The organism is Streptomyces sp. NPDC097107, from assembly GCF_044762405.1.
GTDB classification, from domain to species: Bacteria; Actinomycetota; Actinomycetes; order Streptomycetales; family Streptomycetaceae; genus Streptomyces; species Streptomyces thinghirensis.
Genome location: NZ_JBIWEF010000001.1, coordinates 643,768 through 661,968 on the forward strand (window position 1 = coordinate 643,768; position 18,201 = coordinate 661,968).

The following is an 18,201-nucleotide window of genomic DNA, read 5'->3' on the forward strand; positions in this document are numbered from 1 at the left end:
TCCGGGTGTGGTGCGGAGCCTGGGCGGCTACCGCTTGGACTTGGCGGCCTTGGGCGTAGCCAGCCGGCTGCCGCTCCAGTCCTTTCCGACGCTGACGCTCTTGGACGCCGTCAGTCCGGCCGTCGTCGCGGCTTCCGAAATGTCGCTGGCCTCGACGTACCCCGAACGGCCGGTCTTCGGCGTGAGGAGCAGGATCGCCCCGCCCTCTTCGATGTACGTGGTGGCATCCACCAGCGCATCCGTCAGGTCGCCGTCGTCGTCACGGAACCACAGCACGACGGCATCGGCCACGTCCTCGTAGTCCTCGTCCACCAGCTCGCCCTCGACGGCGCCCTCAATGGCCTCGCGGAGCTCCTGGTCGACGTCGTCGTCGTAGCCGATCTCCTGGACCACCTGCCCGGGCTGGAACCCCAGCCTGACGGCAGGGTTCGTCCGCTCCTCCGCGTGGTCCGCGGTCGCGCTCACGGGTTGCCTCCTGATCATGTCTTGGTGAATATCTCAGCCACGCGCGTGCGCGAAGCATTGGCCGTAGTCCACACGGGCGGGACGGATCGCGCAAGTACCCGGCGACTGGGACCGCCGAAACGGTGACGATCCCGGCCGTGTCGCCGCAACTCCAGCCATGCCGTCCAGACCAAAGGTGACGTACACCACACCTATCTGCCCCGTTTGCGTATTTGGGAACCGTGTGTGGGTACGAGACTCGAATGAACGTGCCCCCGGTCCCCATGGGGGGACCGGTTACCCCACGGTACAGATGACGTTTGCCCCCGCGAGGTACACGATGGGGAATCGGCGGGGAATCGGCATAGACACCCGGCAATGTGGCCCTCTGACAGCGAAGGAACAGCGTGGCTTCCGCATCCGACCGCAGTGATCGCAATCCGATCATCATTGGCGGCCTCCCGAGTCAGGTTCCTGACTTCGATCCCGAGGAAACCCAGGAGTGGCTCGACTCCCTCGACGCCGCCGTCGACGAGCGTGGCCGGGAACGGGCCCGCTATCTGATGCTGCGGCTGATCGAGCGGGCCCGCGAGAAGCGCGTGGCCGTGCCCGAGATGCGCAGCACGGACTACGTCAACACCATCCCGACCAAGAGCGAGCCGTTCTTCCCCGGCAACGAGGAGATCGAGCGCAAGATCCTCAACGCCACCCGCTGGAACGCCGCGGTGATGGTCTCGCGCGCGCAGCGGCCGGGTATCGGCGTCGGCGGCCACATCGCCACCTTCGCCTCCTCGGCCTCCCTGTACGACGTGGGCTTCAACCACTTCTTCCGGGGCAAGGACGAGGGCGACGGCGGTGACCAGGTCTTCTTCCAGGGCCACGCCTCGCCGGGCATCTACGCACGCGCGTACCTGCTGGACCGGCTCAGCGAGCAGCACCTGGACGGCTTCCGGCAGGAGAAGTCCGCGGCGCCCAACGCCCTGTCGTCGTATCCGCACCCGCGGTCGATGCCGGACTTCTGGGAGTTCCCGACGGTCTCGATGGGCCTCGGCCCGATCGGCGCGATCTACCAGGCGCGGATGAACCGCTACATGCACGCGCGCGGGATCGCGGACACGTCGAGGTCACACGTGTGGGCCTACCTCGGCGACGGCGAGATGGACGAGCCGGAGTCGCTGGGCCAGCTGTCCATCGCCGCCCGCGAGGGCCTGGACAACCTGACCTTCGTCGTCAACTGCAACCTCCAGCGCCTCGACGGCCCGGTACGCGGCAACGGAAAGATCATCCAGGAGCTGGAGTCGGTCTTCCGGGGCGCCGGCTGGAACGTCATCAAGCTGGTGTGGGACCGCACCTGGGACCCGCTGCTCGCACAGGACCGCGACGGTGTGCTGGTCAACCGGATGAACACCACGCCGGACGGGCAGTTCCAGACGTACGCCACCGAGTCCGGCGCCTACATCCGCGACCACTTCTTCGGCGACGACCACCGGCTGCGCGCCATGGTCGAGAACATGACCGACGACCAGATCCTGCACCTGGGGCGCGGCGGTCACGACCACCGGAAGATCTACGCGGCGTACAAGGCGGCCCTGGAGCACAAGGGCCAGCCCACGGTCATCCTGGCCAAGACGATCAAGGGCTGGACGCTGGGCCCGAATTTCGAGGGCCGCAACGCCACGCACCAGATGAAGAAGCTGACGGTCGACGACCTCAAGCGCTTCCGCGACCGGCTGCACCTGCCGATCTCCGACAAGGAGCTGGAGTCCGGCCCGCCGCCGTACTACCACCCCGGCCGGGACACGGAGGAGATGCAGTACATGCACGACCGCCGGCTCGGTCTCGGCGGCTACGTGCCGACCCGCGTCGTGCGGTCCAAGCCGCTCGCACTGCCGGACGACAAGACGTACGCGACCGTGAAGAAGGGGTCGGGGCAGCAGTCCATCGCCACGACGATGGCCTTCGTGCGACTGCTCAAGGACCTCATGCGGGACAAGGAGATCGGCAAGCGGTTCGTACTGATCGCGCCGGACGAGTACCGCACGTTCGGCATGGACTCCTTCTTCCCGAGTGCGAAGATCTACAACCCGCTCGGCCAGCAGTATGAGTCCGTGGACCGTGACCTGCTGCTCGCCTACAAGGAGGCTCCGACCGGGCAGATGCTGCACGACGGCATCTCGGAGGCCGGCTGCACGGCCTCGCTGATCGCGGCCGGGTCGGCGTACGCCACGCACGGCGAGCCGCTCGTCCCGGTCTACGTCTTCTACTCGATGTTCGGTTTCCAGCGCACCGGTGACCAGTTCTGGCAGATGGGCGACCAGTTGTCGCGCGGTTTCGTGCTGGGCGCGACCGCGGGCCGTACGACTCTGACCGGCGAGGGCCTCCAGCACGCCGACGGCCACTCGCAGCTGCTGGCCTCGACGAACCCGGCGTGCGTCGCGTACGACCCGGCCTTCGGCTTCGAGATCGCGCACATCGTCAAGGACGGGCTGCGCCGGATGTACGGCGGGGACGAGCAGCACCCGCACGGCGAGGACGTCTTCTACTACCTCACCGTCTACAACGAGCCGATCCGGCACCCGGCCGAGCCCGCGAACGTGGACGTCGAGGGCATCCTCAAGGGCATCCACCGCTTCAGCGAGGGCACGGGCGGTTCGATCCCGGCACAGATCATGGCGTCCGGGGTCGCGGTGCCGTGGGCCGTGGAGGCGCAGCGGATCCTCGCCGAGGAGTGGAACGTGCGCGCCGACGTCTGGTCGGCGACCTCCTGGAACGAACTGCGGCGCGAGGCGGTGGCGTGCGAGGAGCACAACCTGCTGCATCCCGAGGAGGAGCAGCAGGTGCCCTACGTGACGCGGAAACTGGCCGGGGCGCAGGGGCCGTTCGTGGCCGTGTCCGACTGGATGCGGTCGGTTCCGGACCAGATCGCGCGCTGGGTACCGGGGACGTACCAGTCGCTGGGCGCGGACGGGTTCGGTTTCGCGGACACGCGCGGTGCGGCACGGCGCTTCTTCCACATCGACGCGGAGTCGATCGTGGTGGGGGTGCTGAGCGAGCTGGCGCGCGAGGGCAAGGTCGACCGGTCGGTGCTGAAGCAGGCGATCGACCGGTACCGGCTGCTCGACGTGGCGGCGGCGGATCCCGGGGTCGCGGGTGGCGACGCCTAGTAGCCCTTCGTCACGTTGCGCCACCAGTGGACACGTCGGCGGTGCTCGGGGAGGCGGCGGGCTTCTCAGTCCGCCGCCTCCCGGCCATCCCGGCGGGGGACCTACGATGCGGGGATGAGCACCGAAGCGGACACAAGGCGGCAAACGGCACAGGAACGCTGGGAGCGGCATACTCAGCGGCCTCTGCTGGTGCTGGCCCTGCTGTTCGCCGTCGCCTACGCGACGCCGATCGTCGACAGCTCGCCGAGCCCGGCCGTGGCGCGGACGTGCCTGGTGACCGAGTGGGTGGTGTGGGGGGCGTTCACGGTCGACTACCTGGTGCGGTTGCGCCTCGCCCCGCACCGCATGAGGTTCGTCCGCACCCACTGGCTGGACCTCTGCGCCGTGGTGCTGCCGCTGCTGCAGCCCCTCAGACTGCTGCGACTGGTCTCGACGCTTCTCCTGGTGGGACGGCGGGCGCGGATGGCCTCGCAGATCCGGCTGACGACCTACGTCGCCGGCTCGGTGGTCGGGCTGCTGATCTTCGGGTCGCTGGCGGTGCTGTCGGTGGAGCGGAGCGCGCCGAACGGGAACATCCGGACCCTGGGTGACGCCATGTGGTGGTCCTTCACGACGATGACCACCGTGGGGTACGGGGACCTGGCGCCGACCACGGCGATGGGACGGGTGCTGGCCGTCGGCCTGATGCTGTCCGGGATCGCGCTGCTCGGTGTGGTGACCGCGAACATCGCGGCATGGTTCATCGCCAGGTTCGAGCGGGACGACGTGGAGGGACGGCGGCGGACCGAGGCCCTGCAAGCGCTGACGGAGGAGGTCCGGGCGCTGCGGACGGAGGTGGCCGAGTTGCGGAGATCCGGCGGCGCGGTGCCGGACTCGTCCAGGGACGACGCCGTACCCGGCGGTCCCGCCGACGCGGAACCGGCGAGCCACCGGCGTCAGGAGCCGCTGGCCGTGCCGGGTCAGAACATGCCGTAGCCCGGCGACGCCGCTCCGATGAGCCAGAGGGCTGCCAGGACGGTGTCGATGATGCCCAGAACCAGGGCGACCACGGCCGGTACCGGGCGGGAACCCGCCCAGCTACGGCCCATGGCGAGCCAGCCGCAGACGATCGCGACGGGCCCGAGGACGATCCCCAGCACGAAGAACCCTGCGAGCGCGCAGATGACTCCGACGACCGCGAGCGTCGCGCGATCCGGCCCGGTCCGTGACCACGTCCGCCCACGTGAGCGGGGGTGCCCGCGCGATCCGTGTCCGAAGCCCGCCATCGTCAACTCCCTCGACTCTTCGTAGAGTTCGGGTACCCCGGTGCGGCGCCTTTTGCCTGCCGCGAACGCGCTGCCTGCGCGCTGCCCCCCTCCAGCAGCGCGCCGCAGCTTCTCGCCCCCCGTGCCCTGCGGAGGACTTGACCCACTGTGACCTGCGGGGTCCGTCGACGGGGAGGGTTCTCCGGCCCTGTCACCCGGATAGGCGAACAGGGCCGGAGACGGGCGCAGACCGACGGAGTGGAACGGAGACGGGCGGAGTCGGACCGGACGCGCCCGGCGTCCCGTCAGATGTGGCCCACGCCCGCGCCGGCCTCCGCGTTCTCCCCGCGCTTGGTGAGGAACGCGACCAGCACGGCGACGGCCGCGACACCGGCGGCGACCAGCGAGGCCAGACTCATGCCGGAGATGAAGGTGTCGTGCGCGACTTCCGTGACCTTCGCGGCCATCTGCTCCGGCATGCCCTCGGCCACCGGCGCCACGCCGACCTGGACCGCCTCGGAGGCCTGGCCCAGCTGCTCCGGCGGCAGTTCCGGAAGGCCGGCGTCCGCCCAGTTGCCGGCCAGGTCGCTGTCGACCTTGGACGCCATCACGGCACCCAGTACGGCCGTACCGAGGCTGCCGCCGATCTGCATCGCCGCCTGCTGGAGGCCGCCGGCGACGCCGGACAGCTCCATCGGCGCGTTGCCGACGATGACCTCGGTGGCGCCGACCATGACGGGCGCGAGACCCAGACCCAGCAGGGCGAACCAGAGCGACATGATGCCGCTGCCGGTGTCCGTCTCCAGCGTGGACATCCCGTACATGGCGAGCGCGGTGAACGCCATGCCGCCCGCGAGCGGGACGCGCGGGCCGACCTTGGTGATCATCACGCCGGCGAGCGGCGAGCCGACGATCATCATGCCGGTGAGCGGCAGCAGGTGCAGACCGGCGTCGATCGGGCTCATGCCGTGCACGTTCTGGAGGTAGAACGTCACGAAGAACAGGCCGCCCATGAAGGCGATCGCCATCATGACCATCAGCACCACACCCGCCGACAGCGGCACCGACCGGAACAGCGCCAGCGGGATCAGCGGTTCCTTGACCTTCGTCTCCCAGAAGGCGAACAGCCCGAAGCCCGCGGCGGACGCGACGAGGAACAGCCACGTCCTGCCGTCGCCCCAGCCCCACTCGGGTGCCTTGATGAGCGCCCAGACCAGGCAGAACATCGCCGCGGAGAGCAGCGCGATGCCCAGGACGTCGAAAGAGCGCGGCGCGTTCTCCGCGCGGTGGTCCAGCAGGATCATCACGCCGAGGACGACGGCGATGATGCCCACCGGCACGTTGATGAAGAACACGGACTGCCAGTTGACGTGCTCGACCAGCACGCCGCCCAGGATCGGGCCGCCCGCGGTGGAGGCGCCGATGACCATGCCCCAGATGCCGATGGCCATGTTGAGCTTCTCGGCCGGGAAGGTGGCCCGCAGCAGGCCGAGCGCGGCCGGCATCAGCAGGGCGCCGAACACGCCCTGGAGCACACGGAAGATGACGACCAGCGGAATCGTGTCGGACAGGCCGATGGCACCGGAGGCGGCGGCGAAACCGACCACTCCGATGAGGAAGGTCTGCCGGTGCCCGAAGCGGTCACCGAGCTTGCCCGCGGTGATCAGGGAGACCGCGAGGGCGAGGAAGTAGGCGTTGGTGATCCACTGGACGTCGGCGAAGCTGGCCTTCAGGTCGCCCTGGATCGCCGGGTTGGCGATGGCCACGATGGTGCCGTCGAGGGCCACCATCATGACCCCTACAGCAACGGTGATGAGGGTGAGCCACGGGTGGCCGCGCAGTCCGCTGGCCGGCGCCGGGCCCAACGGGCCGGACGACGCTCCCCCGCCCCCCGCCCCCGTCTTGTCGATGGTGGTCTGACTAGTCATACATTCGAGGCTAATGACAGCCACTGACAGTTGACAAACCATTTCACCAGTCGGTAACTGACATGACATCTCCCGATAGCCCGAACCGCGAAAACGAACGGCGAGGCAACACGCCGGCGCCGATCCGAGGAGCGAACCTTTGAACATGGCGGATACAGCCACCCCTCCGGGCCTGCGCGAACGCAAGAAGCAGCGCACCCGGGACACGCTGCTGCGTTCCGCTCTCGAGCTGTTCACCGAGCGTGGCTACGAGGAGACGACCGTCGACGACATCGCCGAGACGGCGGATGTCTCGCAGCGCACCTTCTTCCGCTACTTCGCCAGCAAGGAGGAGGCGGCCTTCTTCGTGTCGCGGCTCGCGGAGTCGCACTTCGTCGACGCCGTGCGCGGCCGGCCGTCCGGCGAGGCACCGCTGGACGCGCTGCGCCAGGCCCTCGTGGCGAGCTGGGACACCATCGGCGAGTCCGTCGAGCAGCTGGTCCCGCTCGAACTGCACATGCGCTTCTACCGGGTGATCGAGTCGACGCCCGCGCTGCTCGCCGCCCATCTGCGGCGCGCCACGGAGCTGGAGGAGGAGATCGCGCTCGTCATCGCCGACCGCGAAGGGCTGGACGTGGACGCGGACCCGCGGCCCCGCGTGGTCGTGGCCGTCTTCGGAGCGGTGATGCGGGTGACCGAACGGATCTGGTCGGCGCGGGACGACGCCAGTCTCGCGGCGCTGCGCGACCTGACCTCCTCCTACCTCGATCAGGTGGAACCCGCCCTCACCGGGGACTGGCGGGGCCGCCCCGGCTCCGGACGGGCCGAACAGCCCGGACGGGCGGACCCGACCCCGTAGCACCCGCCCGAAACGTGATCCGTGTCACTGGATTCACGCGAGACCGTCCCGTTCTCCTAGTGTGTCCTCCCAGTGACTTCCTTCGACGCCTCCCCGCAGCTGAACGTCTGGCGCGCACTGCTCGCCCTGGCCGTGGTGTTCGTGATGCTGGCCACCACCGGCTGGACCGCCCTGCGCAACCAGCGGGGCCCGACAGCCCTCGAAGCGTCGGTTTCGGCATGGGAGCACGGCCGGATCGACGGACGCCGGCTGCCCGACGCGCAGGCGGCCCCGTCCCGGCTGGCCCGCTTCTTCGCCTCGCTCACCGAAGGGCAGCGCGCGAGCCTGGCCCGGCGCTACCCGCTCGCCGTCGGCAACATGAACGGCGCCCCCGTCGACCTGCGCTACCTCGCCAACCGCGCGGCGATCCGCAAGGCACGGGCCGTGGAACGACTGCGCATGCACGACAAGCGCCTGTCCCTGTCCGGGCAGCGCGAGGCCGGCCGGCGCGCGCACGGCTACGACTCGCTGCTGAACCGCGGCCGCCACATCCTCGCCTTCGACCCGTCGGGCTCGGGCAAGGTCGCCGAGGTGTTCGGGAACCTGAACCGCGCCGAGCGCGTCTCCGTCGTCGTGCCCGGCGTCGACACGGAACTGCTCACCTTCCAGCGCACCGACCGCGAGTACTCGGCGCCCGTCGGCATGGCCGAGTCGCTGTACACGGCCGAGCGCACGACGAGCCCGGACACGCGTACGGCCGTGATCGCCTGGGCCGACTACACCGCCCCCAGCGGCCTCGGCATGGAGGCGGCGACGGCGACGCGCGCCGAGCACGGGGCCGTCCGGCTGAACGCGCTGCTGCGCGCGCTGCCCGGCCGGTCCCCCGTCTCGCTGTTCTGCCACAGCTACGGCTCGGTGGTGTGCGGCCTCGCCGCCGGCACGCTGCCCGGCCGGGTGACCGACATAGCGGTGGCCGGCAGCCCCGGCATGCGCGTCGAGAAGGCCACCGGCCTGCGCACCTCCGCCCGGGTGTGGGCGATGCGGGACGCCGACGACTGGATCCAGGACGTGCCCTACCTGGAGGTCGGCGGCCTCGGGCACGGCGCCGATCCGGTGTCCGCGGCGTTCGGGGCGCGGGTGCTGTCCGCGCGGGGCGCCGAGGGGCACGGCGGCTACTTCGTGCCGGGCACGGAGAGCCTGCGGAACTTCGCGCAGATCGGCGTTGGCGCATACCGCACGGTGGCCTGCGCCGCGCAGGACGACACATGCCGGGCGGGTTTGTCCGCAGCAGCGACGGCCGGACGCGCGTAGAGGCGCGGATACTCCGGTTTGCACGGGGAGGGACGGAGGAGCTCGTGCCGCATACGATGAGCCGCATGGGTGACGTACTGGCCGGATTTCATGCCGCCTGGGAGTTCGAGTCCGACTCCGTGCTCATCCGCTACGAACGGGGGATTCGAACACCCAAGCTGTTCCAGGCGCTGGGGGAACGCCGCGTCCCCCTGGAGGCGATCGCCGGGGTGACGCTCACGCCCGGCAGGCGGGGCACCGTCGTGCTGCGCGTCGAGCCGCGCCCGGGCGCCGATCCGCTGATGGAGGCGGCGGCCGGACAGCTGAAGGAGGGCAGCGACCCGTACCGGCTGGTGCTGCCCGCCGAGCGGGAGACGCTCGCGGAGTACTACGCCGACGAGCTGCGCGGCCTGCTGAGCGAGTCCGGCAGGACCGAGCGGTACCTGGTCCCGGCGCCCGAGGCACCGCTGCACTTCAAGGCGTACGACGGCAAGGCGTCCTTCGACGGGACGTCGGTCGTGTTCCGGTGGTTCTGGACGGGCGCGTCGTCGGCGAAGTGGAAGGCCGGCGACCAGACCTTCCCGGTCGCCGGCCTGGGCGGGGTGGAGTGGCGGTCCCCCGAGATGTTCGAGGGGTATCTGCGGCTGCTGCCGCGGGACGCGGCGACGGTCGCTCCGCAGGCCGACCAGGACCCCGCCTCGGTCGTGTTCGGGCTCGGGTACGGACCGGTGCACGAGTCGCTGCCGTTCGCGGCGGCGGTGCTGGCGGCGGTGCGGGACCGGGGCCCCGCGGTGCCGGTTCCGGTGCCGGCCCCTCGGCGTGACCCCGCGGACATCGCCGAGCGGATCCGGCACCTCGGGGAGCTGCACCAGGCGGGGCTGGTCACGGACGAGGAGTTCTCCTCGAAGAAGGCGGAGCTGCTGGCGGAGCTGTGACTACTCACGCCCGGCGGAGGTGAACGACATGTCCGCGTAGCGGTCCCCCGCCACCTTGTCCGCGATCGGCTCCAGCAGGGACAGCTCCTGCTCGGTGAGGACGATCCGCGTCGCACCCGCGTTCTCCGCCACCCGCGTCGGCTTCCGCGTGCCCGGGATCGGGATCACCGGCAGGCCGTGCACCCTCGCCCGCTGCTGGGCCCAGGCCAGGGCGATCTGCCCGAGGGTGGCGTCGTGGGCCTCGGCGACCGCGCGGACCGGGTCGAGCAGGGCCGCGTTGGCCGCCGCGTTGCCGCCGGTGAAGCGGGGCTGCTGCCGGCGGAAGTCGCCGGCCGTGAGGTCCTGGTCGGCGTCGGCGAAGGCGCCGGTGAGGAAGCCCCGGCCGAGCGGCGAGTACGGGACGAGGGCCACGCCGAGTTCGCGGGCCGCCGGCACCACGCCCGCCTCGATGTCCCGGCTGAACAGCGACCACTCCGACTGCACGGCGGCGATCGGATGCACCGTCCGTGCGGCCCGCAGCTCGTCGCCCGTCACCTCGCTCAGCCCGAGGTGCTTCACCTTGCCCTCGCGGACCAGGTCCGCCATGACGGCGACGGTCTCCTCGATCGGTACGTTCACGTCGCGCCGGTGCATGTAGTAGAGGTCGATCACGTCGACGCCCAGGCGGCTCAGACTCGCCTCGACCGCCCGGCGGAGGTACGGCGGATCGTTGCGGATGATCCGCTTCGTCGGCTCGTCCGGCGGGATCGACAGGGCGAACTTGGTCGCGATGACGACCTCGTCGCGATGGGCCTTGAAGAACGGCGACAGGAACCGCTCGTTCTCACCGGCACCGTACGCGTCGGCCGTGTCGTAGAGCGTGACACCCAGCTCCAGCGCCCGTTCCAGGGTCGCCCGCGACGCGTCGCCGTCCGACGGGCCGTAGCCGAAGCTCATGCCCATGCAGCCGAGACCCTGGACGCCCACCTCCGGGCCGTCGTCGCCGAGCCGCACCGTCGGGATCCTGCTGTCGGTCATCGGGTCCTCTCCCCTTCACGGGCGCGTCCGGCGTCCCCGTAGAAGCTGATCTTCCGGTCGAGTACGGCAAGGGTTTCCTGGAGCTCGGCCATCCGCGTCAGCACATCGCGGCGCGTGGACTCCAGCAGTTCCCGCCGGTCGAGGTAGGTGCTCTCGCCCTCGCGCACCAGCTCCGCGTACCGGACCATGTCGGCGACCGGCATGCCGGTCAGTCGCAGTTTGCCGACGAAGTCGAGCCAGTCCAGGTCCCGGTTGCTGTAGCGGCGCTGCCCGGTGTGCGAGCGGTCGATGTGGGACATCAGGCCGATCCGCTCGTACCAGCGCAGCGTGTGCGCGGTCAGTCCGGTGAAGGCGACGACCTCACTGATGGTGTAGCGGTCCTGCCCGTCGGGGCGCGGGCGCCGCCGGGGCGGGGCGGAGCAGATGTCCGTTCTGGTGGCGTTCGGCGCGGGTGTCCCGGCAGTGGTCTGCATCACCGTCATGCGCTCCACGCTATGACCTTGGAGTGCACTCCAAGCAAGCCGCCGCGGTGAGAGGGCGACGGTGAGCGGGCCACCGCGGAGAACCCGCAGGACACGCGCCGCGGGCGGTCACCAGGGCCCGGCCGGCGGATCGGACCGCGGCAAGCGACGGCGCCTCATCGGGCCCCGCGGCCCCGCGGCCCCGCGGCCCCGGCAAGATCCAAACGACACCCTCTAAGCTCGGTGGCATGTCCTTGAAGAGCCTCGCGTTGATCGAGAGCTGGCCGGTTCCCACCGCCGCGGCGGGTGTCGTACGAGCCGACGGCACGATCCTGGGAACCCACGGCCCGGTCGGGCAGCCATTTCCCCTCGCCTCGGTCACCAAGCCGCTCGCGGCGTACGCGGCACTCGTCGCGTACGAGGAGGGCGCCGTCGAGCTGGACGAGCCGGCCGGTCCCGCCGGGTCGACGGTCCGTCACCTGCTCGCGCACACCTCGGGTCTGGCCTTCGACGAGCACCGGGTGACCGCCCCGCCCGGGGAGCGCCGGCTGTACTCCAACGCCGGTTTCGAGCAGCTCGGCGACCACATCGCGAAGGCGGCGGACATCCCGTTCGCCGAGTACGCGCGGCAGGCCGTGCTGGAGCCGCTGGGCATGACGGCCACCACCCTCGACGGCTCCCCGGCGAAGGACGGGGTGTCCACGGTCGAGGACCTGCTGCGCTTCGCCGCCGAGGTGCAGGCGCCGCGCCTGCTGGACCCGCGCACGGTCGCCGAGGCGATGACGGTGCAGCACCCGGGCACGAAGGGCGTGCTGCCGGGCTACGGCCACCAGAACCCCAACGACTGGGGCCTCGGCTTCGAGATCCGGAACGGGAAGTCCCCCCACTGGACGGGCGCCTCGTCCTCTCCTGGCACCTTCGGGCACTTCGGTCAGTCCGGTACGTTCCTGTGGATCGACCCCGATGCCCGGCTCGCCTGCGTGGTGCTCACCGACCGGGCGTTCGGCCCCTGGGCAGCCGAGGTGTGGCCGCCCTTCACGGACGCGGTGCTCGCCGAGGTCTAGGACATCTCCCAGAGGAGCAGCTCGGCCGGCGTTACCGCCACCGCGTCCAGGCCGTCGGCGTCCGTGACGCGGGCCGCGTCGCCCGGGCCCAGTTCCTCGCCGTCCAGGCGTACGGCACCCCGCACCACGTGCACGTACACGTACGCCCCGTCCGGCACCGCCGTCCGCTCCCCCGCCGTCAGGCGGCGCACGTGCAGCATCGCGCCCGCCTCCGGTACGGCGTAGGGGGTGGAGTCGGCGATGCCGCGGACGATCTCGTAGGCGGGGTCGCCGCCGGCGTCGCGTGGGGCCAGCCACATCTGGACGAAGGTCAGGGGCGCGGCGCCGTCGTTGCGCTCGACGTGGCGGACGCCGCCCGCCGAGCTGAGGCGTTGCACGTCCCCGGCCCGCACGGTCGTCTCGTGGCCCGCGGTGTCGCGGTGGGTCAGTTCGCCCTCGGCCACCCACGTGACGATCTCGGTGTGGCTGTGCGGGTGCTCGTCGAAGCCGGCGCCCGGTGCGAGGCGCTCCTCGTTGCAGGCGATCAGCGCCCCGAAGCGCAGGTTGCCGGGGTCGTAGTGGGGTCCGAAGGAGAAGGCGTGCCGCGACTCGATGCCGGCCGCCGCGTCACCTCCGGGGTAGCGCTCGTCCGCGCGGCGTACGTCCATCACGTCGTCCACCGTAGACCCGGCGACACGCTCTCCCGTCCCGATAAGGCAGTCTTGTCCACGTGCCCGAACCCGAAACAAGCATGCCCGAGCCCGGGGCGCACGCCGTCCACCCGCACACCGCGACCCTGAAGCGGCTGGAGCAGTCCTCCGGGTCGCTGGCCGCGCAGGCCATCGCGCGGATGGACGAGACGCTGCCGTGGTACCGGGCCATGCCACCGGAGAACCGCTCCTGGATCGGGCTGGTGGCCCAGGCGGGCATCGCCGCCTTCACCGAGTGGTTCCGGCGTCCGGACGCCCCCCAGGCCATCTCCACCGACGTCTTCGGCACCGCGCCGCGCGAGCTGACCCGGGCGATCACGCTGCGGCAGACCGTCGAGATGGTGCGGACCACGATCGAGGTCATGGAGTCCGCGATCGACGAGGTCGCCGCCCCGGGCGACGAGTCGGTGCTGCGCGAGGCACTGCTCGTGTACGCCCGGGAGATCGCGTTCGCCACCGCCCAGGTGTACGCGCAGGCCGCGGAGGCACGCGGTGCCTGGGACGCGCGACTGGAGTCCCTGGTCGTGAACGCCGTGCTCAGCGGCGAGGCCGACGAGGGGGCCGTGTCCCGGGCCGCCGCCCTGGGCTGGAACTCGCCCGAGCACGTGTGCGTGGTGCTGGGCACCGCTCCCGAAGGTGACTCCGAGCTGACCGTGGAGGCCATCCGGCGCGCGGCCCGGCACGCCAAGCTCCAGGTGCTGACCGGGGTGCTCGGTGACCGGCTGGTGGTGATCGCGGGGGGCAGCGACAACCCGATGGCGGTCGCGAAGTCGCTGATCGGGCCGTTCGCGCAGGGCGCCGTGGTGGCCGGTCCGGTGGTGCCGGACCTGTTGGCCGCGACCCGGTCCGCACAGGCCGCCGCGGCCGGGCTCAAGGCGTGCACCGCCTGGCCGGACGCGCCGCGTCCGGTGCTGGCGGACGATCTGCTGCCGGAGCGCGCGATCGCCTCCGACCCCTCGGCCCGCGTGCAGCTGGTGGAGGAGATCTACAGACCACTGGAGGAGGCCGGGGCCGCGCTGCTGGAGACGCTCAGCGTCTATCTAGAACAGGCGAGCAGCCTCGAGGGCGCCGCCCGGATGCTCTTCGTTCACCCGAACACCGTGCGCTACCGGCTCCGACGTGTGACTGACGTCACCGGATGGTCACCCTCTGATGTACGGTCTGCGTTCACACTGCGGATCGCGCTCACCCTGGGGCGTCTGGCCGATGGAGATCAGCAACTCTAAGCTTTTGTCGGGGGTCCACAAAACCCCCTCGTGTTCTTCGTCCCTGTCCCCACGGGCGGTCGTGGCCGTCCTCAAGAGAGAGTGTGAGAGTGCTCGTACTCGTCGCTCCCGGCCAGGGCGCCCAGACGCCCGGCTTCCTGACTGACTGGCTCGCCCTTCCCGGTGCCGCGGACCGCGTCGCCGCGTGGTCCGACGCCATCGGACTCGATCTCGCCCACTTCGGCACGAAGGCCGACGCGGACGAGATCCGTGACACGTCCGTCGCCCAGCCGCTCCTGGTCGCCGCCGGAATCCTCTCCGCCGCGGCACTCGGTGACATGTCCGAGATCGCGCCGGGCGCGGTCGCGGGCCACAGTGTCGGCGAGATCACCGCCGCCGCGTTCGCGGGCGTCCTCGACGACTCCGCCGCGCTGACCCTCGTACGCCGTCGGGGCCTGGCCATGGCCGAGGCCGCCGCGGTCACCGAGACCGGGATGTCGGCGCTGCTCGGCGGCGACCCCGAGGTGAGCGTGGCGCATCTGGAGAAGCTCGGTCTGACCCCGGCGAACGTGAACGGCGCCGGTCAGATCGTGGCGGCCGGCACCATGGAACAGCTGGCGGCGCTGAACGACGACAAGCCCGAGGGCGTGCGCAAGGTCGTCCCGCTGAAGGTGGCCGGCGCGTTCCACACGCACCACATGGCGCCCGCGGTGGACAAGCTCGCCGAGGCCGCGAAGGCCCTCACGCCGGCCGACCCGAAGGTGACGTACGTCTCCAACAAGGACGGGCGGGCCGTCGCCGCCGGCGCCGAGGTGCTGGAGCGCCTCGTCGGCCAGGTCGCCAACCCGGTCCGCTGGGACCGGTGCATGGAGACGTTCAAGGAGCTGGGCGTCACCGCGTTGATCGAGGTGTGCCCGGGCGGCACGCTGACCGGGCTGGCCAAGCGCGCGCTGCCCGGGGTGAAGACGCTGGCCCTCAAGACACCCGCCGACCTCGACGCGGCTCGCGAGCTCGTCGCCGAGCACGGCCAGCAGGCCTGACAAGGAGCGCGAGAGCATGTCGAAGATCAAGCCCAGCAAGGGCGCCCCGTACGCGCGCATCCTCGGCGTCGGCGGCTACCGCCCGACCCGGGTCGTGCCGAACGAGGTGATCCTCGAGACGATCGACTCGTCCGACGAGTGGATCCGCTCGCGCTCCGGCATCGAGACGCGGCACTGGGCGTCGCCCGAGGAGACCGTCGCCGCGATGTCGATCGAGGCGTCCGGCAAGGCGATCGCGGACGCCGGCATCGACGCCGCGCAGATCGGCGCCGTGGTCGTGTCGACCGTGTCGCACTTCAGCCAGACCCCGGCCGTCGCCACCGAGATCGCCGACAAGCTCGGCACGGACAGGGCCGCGGCCTTCGACATCTCGGCGGGCTGCGCGGGCTTCGGCTACGGTCTGACCCTGGCCAAGGGCATGATCGTCGAGGGCTCGGCGGAGTACGTCCTGGTCATCGGCGTGGAGCGGCTCTCGGACCTGACCGACCTGGAGGACCGGGCCACGGCCTTCCTGTTCGGCGACGGCGCCGGCGCGGTCGTGGTCGGCCCGTCCCAGGAGCCGGCGATCGGCCCGACCGTCTGGGGCTCGGAGGGCGACAAGTCCGAGACGATCAAGCAGACGGTGCCGTGGGACCGCTTCCGGATCGGCGACGTCTCCGAACTGCCCCTCGACTCCGAGGGCAACGTCAAGTTTCCCGCGATCACGCAGGAGGGCCAGGCGGTGTTCCGCTGGGCCGTGTTCGAGATGGCGAAGGTCGCCAAGGAGGCGCTGGACGCTTCCGGACTTTCGCCGGACGACCTGGACGTCTTCATCCCGCACCAGGCCAACGTGCGGATCATCGACTCGATGGTGAAGACACTGAAGCTGCCGGAGCACGTCATGGTCGCCCGTGACATCCGCACCACCGGCAACACCTCGGCCGCCTCGATTCCGCTCGCGATGGAGCGGCTCCTGGCGACCGGCGAGGCCAAGAGCGGCGACACCGCGCTCGTCATCGGCTTCGGGGCGGGTCTCGTCTACGCCGCGACGGTCGTTACCCTCCCCTAGGCACTCCGTGCCGGATCACTCGGTCCGGAACGGAGACCAGCAACACCTGCCGCTGACGCGGCGGGCCGCCACACCCCCTGAAAACAACGAAGGAGCGCCACCATGGCCGCCACTCAGAAAGAGATCGTCGCCGGTCTCGCCGAGATCGTGAACGAGATCGCCGGCATCCCGGTTGAGGACGTCCAGCTGGACAAGTCCTTCACCGACGACCTGGACGTCGACTCGCTGTCCATGGTCGAGGTCGTCGTCGCCGCCGAAGAGCGCTTCGACGTCAAGATCCCGGACGAGGACGTCAAGAACCTCAAGACGGTCGGCGACGCGTCCGAGTACATCCTCAAGCACCAGAGCTGATCACCCGATCACTGCCTCTGGGCTGACTGCCCCGCCACCCGGCGGTGGCGCCGTACGAATCCGTATCCCGTTGGAGAAAGAATTCCCGTGAGCTCGACCAATCGCACCGTGGTCGTCACCGGTATCGGCGCAACCACACCGCTGGGTGGCGACGCAGCCTCTACCTGGGAAGGCCTGGTCGCCGGCAAGTCCGGCGTCAAGCCCCTGGAGCAGGAGTGGGCCGCCGACCAGGCCGTCCGCATCGCCGCACCGGTCGCCGTGGACCCCTCCGAGGTCATCCCGCGGCCCCAGGCCCGCCGACTGGACCGTTCGGCCCAGTTCGCACTGATCGCCGCGCAGGAGGCCTGGAAGGACGCCGGTTTCACCGGCAAGGCCGGCGAGGCGGCCGAGGGTGAGGGCGCCGGCGTCGACCCCGACCGGCTCGGCGCGGTCATCGCCTCCGGCATCGGTGGCGTGACGACCCTGCTCGACCAGTACGACGTGCTAAAGGAGAAGGGCGTCCGCCGCGTCTCCCCGCACACCGTCCCCATGCTGATGCCGAACGGCCCGTCGGCCAACGTGGGCCTCGCCGTGGGCGCCCGGGCGGGCGTGCACACGCCGGTCTCCGCCTGCGCGTCGGGCGCCGAGGCCATCGGCTACGCCATCGAGATGATCCGCACCGGCCGCGCCGACGTCGTCGTCGCGGGTGGCACGGAGGCGGCGATCCACCCGCTGCCCATCGCCGCGTTCGGCAACATGATGGCGATGTCCAAGAACAACGACGACCCGCAGGGCGCCTCCCGCCCCTTCGACACGGGACGCGACGGCTTCGTCCTCGGTGAGGGCGCCGGCGTCCTCGTCCTGGAGTCCGCCGAGCACGCCGCGGCACGCGGTGCCCGCGTCTACGCGGAGGCGGTCGGTCAGGGCATCTCCGCCGACAGCCACGACATCGTGCAGCCGGAGCCGGAGGGCCGCGGTATCTCGCACGCCCTGCAGCACCTGCTGGACAACACCGACCTGAACCCGGCCGAGATCGTGCACGTCAACGCGCACGCCACCTCGACGCCGGCCGGCGACATCGCCGAGCTGAAGGCGCTGCGCAAGGTCCTCGGCGACGACGTCGACCACATGGCGGTCTCCGGCACCAAGTCGATGACCGGTCACCTCCTCGGTGGCGCGGGCGGCGTGGAGTCCGTCGCGACGGTGCTCGCCCTGTACCACCGGGTGGCGCCGCCGACCATCAACGTCGAGAACCTCGACCCCGAGGCCGAGGCCGCCGCGGACATCGTCCGGGGCGAGGCCCGGAAGCTGCCCGTCGAGGGCCGGATCGCCGCGCTGAACGACTCGTTCGGCTTCGGCGGCCACAATGTCGTACTCGCGTTCCGGACGGTCTGAGCGGACGGTCTGAGCGGCTGATCCGAACGTTCGATGGCCCGGGCCCCTCGGAGGGGCTCGGGCCATCGTCGTCCGTCGGATGCCGGGTGCGGGTCGTACGTGGCTGGTCGCGCCCACGCGGCGGAGCCGC

Annotated in this window: 17 protein-coding genes; 11 read left to right on the forward strand and 6 right to left on the reverse strand. The window is 70.9% G+C overall.

Features of this window, described 5'->3' with window-relative positions; genetic code table 11:
- Positions 1 to 27: 27 nt before the first annotated feature.
- Positions 28 to 465 (reverse strand): DUF3052 domain-containing protein, encoded by a 438-nt coding sequence (locus ACIQ1J_RS03040; protein ID WP_055416717.1) that lies wholly within the window; start codon positions 463 to 465, stop codon positions 28 to 30.
- A gap of 386 nt (positions 466 to 851) precedes the next feature.
- On the opposite strand from ACIQ1J_RS03040, the gene aceE reads away from it, so the two are divergent.
- Together aceE and ACIQ1J_RS03050 are read left to right on the forward strand one after the other, a co-directional pair.
- Positions 852 to 3,608, forward strand: a complete 2,757-nt coding sequence (gene aceE, locus ACIQ1J_RS03045; RefSeq protein ID WP_210958590.1) for a pyruvate dehydrogenase (acetyl-transferring), homodimeric type — start codon at positions 852 to 854, stop codon at positions 3,606 to 3,608.
- A gap of 114 nt (positions 3,609 to 3,722) precedes the next feature.
- Positions 3,723 to 4,583: a potassium channel family protein gene (locus tag ACIQ1J_RS03050; RefSeq protein ID WP_403553567.1), complete on the forward strand. Its 861-nt coding sequence runs from the start codon at positions 3,723 to 3,725 to the stop codon at positions 4,581 to 4,583.
- On the opposite strand, the gene ACIQ1J_RS03055 is transcribed toward ACIQ1J_RS03050, so the two are convergent.
- Both ACIQ1J_RS03055 and ACIQ1J_RS03060 read right to left on the reverse strand, forming a co-directional pair.
- Positions 4,568 to 4,873 (reverse strand): small hydrophobic protein, encoded by a 306-nt coding sequence (locus ACIQ1J_RS03055; RefSeq protein ID WP_403553569.1) that lies wholly within the window; start codon positions 4,871 to 4,873, stop codon positions 4,568 to 4,570. The genes ACIQ1J_RS03050 and ACIQ1J_RS03055 overlap by 16 nt on opposite strands.
- A gap of 284 nt (positions 4,874 to 5,157) precedes the next feature.
- Positions 5,158 to 6,780, reverse strand: a complete 1,623-nt coding sequence (locus tag ACIQ1J_RS03060) for an MFS transporter (protein WP_403553571.1) — start codon at positions 6,778 to 6,780, stop codon at positions 5,158 to 5,160.
- Positions 6,781 to 6,925: 145 nt separating this feature from the next.
- Here ACIQ1J_RS03060 and ACIQ1J_RS03065 point away from each other — a divergent pair, with 145 nt between their 5' ends.
- The 3 genes from ACIQ1J_RS03065 to ACIQ1J_RS03075 all read left to right on the forward strand — a co-directional run bounded on the left by ACIQ1J_RS03065 (position 6,926) and on the right by ACIQ1J_RS03075 (position 9,822).
- On the forward strand, positions 6,926 to 7,618 hold the full coding sequence (locus ACIQ1J_RS03065; protein WP_403553573.1) for a TetR family transcriptional regulator: 693 nt from the start codon (positions 6,926 to 6,928) through the stop codon (positions 7,616 to 7,618).
- 72 nt (positions 7,619 to 7,690) lie between these two features.
- Positions 7,691 to 8,908: an alpha/beta hydrolase gene (locus ACIQ1J_RS03070; protein WP_403553575.1), complete on the forward strand. Its 1,218-nt coding sequence runs from the start codon at positions 7,691 to 7,693 to the stop codon at positions 8,906 to 8,908.
- Positions 8,909 to 8,973: 65 nt separating this feature from the next.
- The gene (locus ACIQ1J_RS03075) at positions 8,974 to 9,822 is read left to right on the forward strand and encodes a DUF4429 domain-containing protein (RefSeq protein WP_210958578.1); all 849 of its coding nucleotides are present in this window, start codon (positions 8,974 to 8,976) and stop codon (positions 9,820 to 9,822) included.
- Here ACIQ1J_RS03075 and ACIQ1J_RS03080 read toward each other — a convergent pair whose 3' ends face one another.
- Together ACIQ1J_RS03080 and ACIQ1J_RS03085 are read right to left on the reverse strand one after the other, a co-directional pair.
- Complete coding sequence (locus tag ACIQ1J_RS03080) at positions 9,823 to 10,839, reverse strand: aldo/keto reductase (protein ID WP_403553578.1); 1,017 nt, start codon at positions 10,837 to 10,839, stop codon at positions 9,823 to 9,825. It lies immediately after the preceding gene.
- Entirely contained in the window at positions 10,836 to 11,321 is a 486-nt protein-coding gene (locus ACIQ1J_RS03085) for a MerR family transcriptional regulator (RefSeq protein ID WP_403553580.1), read from the reverse strand. Before ACIQ1J_RS03085 ends, ACIQ1J_RS03080 begins: the two co-directional genes overlap by 4 nt.
- Positions 11,322 to 11,548: 227 nt before the next feature.
- On the opposite strand from ACIQ1J_RS03085, the gene ACIQ1J_RS03090 reads away from it, so the two are divergent.
- Positions 11,549 to 12,364, forward strand: a complete 816-nt coding sequence (locus ACIQ1J_RS03090; RefSeq protein WP_403553582.1) for a serine hydrolase domain-containing protein — start codon at positions 11,549 to 11,551, stop codon at positions 12,362 to 12,364.
- On the opposite strand, the gene ACIQ1J_RS03095 is transcribed toward ACIQ1J_RS03090, so the two are convergent.
- The gene (locus tag ACIQ1J_RS03095) at positions 12,361 to 13,011 is read right to left on the reverse strand and encodes a pirin family protein (RefSeq protein ID WP_403553813.1); all 651 of its coding nucleotides are present in this window, start codon (positions 13,009 to 13,011) and stop codon (positions 12,361 to 12,363) included. The two genes, ACIQ1J_RS03090 and ACIQ1J_RS03095, sit on opposite strands and share 4 nt — an antisense overlap.
- 62 nt (positions 13,012 to 13,073) lie before the next feature.
- Here ACIQ1J_RS03095 and fasR point away from each other — a divergent pair, with 62 nt between their 5' ends.
- The 5 genes from fasR to ACIQ1J_RS03120 all read left to right on the forward strand — a co-directional run bounded on the left by fasR (position 13,074) and on the right by ACIQ1J_RS03120 (position 18,071).
- Positions 13,074 to 14,279, forward strand: coding sequence for a fatty acid biosynthesis transcriptional regulator FasR (fasR, locus tag ACIQ1J_RS03100; RefSeq protein ID WP_403553584.1), 1,206 nt, complete (start codon positions 13,074 to 13,076; stop codon positions 14,277 to 14,279).
- Between the two features lie 89 nt (positions 14,280 to 14,368).
- A complete protein-coding gene (locus ACIQ1J_RS03105) occupies positions 14,369 to 15,298 on the forward strand; it encodes an ACP S-malonyltransferase (RefSeq protein WP_210963568.1) in 930 nt (309 codons plus the stop codon).
- A gap of 16 nt (positions 15,299 to 15,314) precedes the next feature.
- Positions 15,315 to 16,346: a ketoacyl-ACP synthase III gene (locus ACIQ1J_RS03110; protein WP_403553587.1), complete on the forward strand. Its 1,032-nt coding sequence runs from the start codon at positions 15,315 to 15,317 to the stop codon at positions 16,344 to 16,346.
- 102 nt (positions 16,347 to 16,448) lie between these two features.
- Entirely contained in the window at positions 16,449 to 16,697 is a 249-nt protein-coding gene (locus ACIQ1J_RS03115; RefSeq protein ID WP_210963566.1) for an acyl carrier protein, read from the forward strand.
- Between the two features lie 87 nt (positions 16,698 to 16,784).
- Entirely contained in the window at positions 16,785 to 18,071 is a 1,287-nt protein-coding gene (locus ACIQ1J_RS03120; protein WP_210963565.1) for a beta-ketoacyl synthase, read from the forward strand.
- Positions 18,072 to 18,201 lie beyond the last annotated feature (130 nt).

Excerpts from the sequence above, each read along its gene's own strand:
- ACIQ1J_RS03050 (WP_403553567.1), top strand. The coding sequence starts at position 3,723 with ATGAGCACCGAAGCGGACACAAGGCGGCAAACGGCACAGGAACGCTGG.
- ACIQ1J_RS03055 (WP_403553569.1), bottom strand. The coding sequence starts at position 4,873 with ATGGCGGGCTTCGGACACGGATCGCGCGGGCACCCCCGCTCACGTGGG.
- ACIQ1J_RS03090 (WP_403553582.1), top strand. The coding sequence starts at position 11,549 with ATGTCCTTGAAGAGCCTCGCGTTGATCGAGAGCTGGCCGGTTCCCACC.
- ACIQ1J_RS03075 (WP_210958578.1), top strand. The coding sequence starts at position 8,974 with ATGGGTGACGTACTGGCCGGATTTCATGCCGCCTGGGAGTTCGAGTCC.
- ACIQ1J_RS03065 (WP_403553573.1), top strand. The coding sequence starts at position 6,926 with ATGGCGGATACAGCCACCCCTCCGGGCCTGCGCGAACGCAAGAAGCAG.
- ACIQ1J_RS03080 (WP_403553578.1), bottom strand. The coding sequence starts at position 10,839 with ATGACCGACAGCAGGATCCCGACGGTGCGGCTCGGCGACGACGGCCCG.
- ACIQ1J_RS03115 (WP_210963566.1), top strand. The coding sequence starts at position 16,449 with ATGGCCGCCACTCAGAAAGAGATCGTCGCCGGTCTCGCCGAGATCGTG.
- ACIQ1J_RS03060 (WP_403553571.1), bottom strand. The coding sequence starts at position 6,780 with ATGACTAGTCAGACCACCATCGACAAGACGGGGGCGGGGGGCGGGGGA.
- ACIQ1J_RS03110 (WP_403553587.1), top strand. The coding sequence starts at position 15,315 with ATGTCGAAGATCAAGCCCAGCAAGGGCGCCCCGTACGCGCGCATCCTC.
- ACIQ1J_RS03085 (WP_403553580.1), bottom strand. The coding sequence starts at position 11,321 with ATGACGGTGATGCAGACCACTGCCGGGACACCCGCGCCGAACGCCACC.
- ACIQ1J_RS03095 (WP_403553813.1), bottom strand. The coding sequence starts at position 13,011 with ATGGACGTACGCCGCGCGGACGAGCGCTACCCCGGAGGTGACGCGGCG.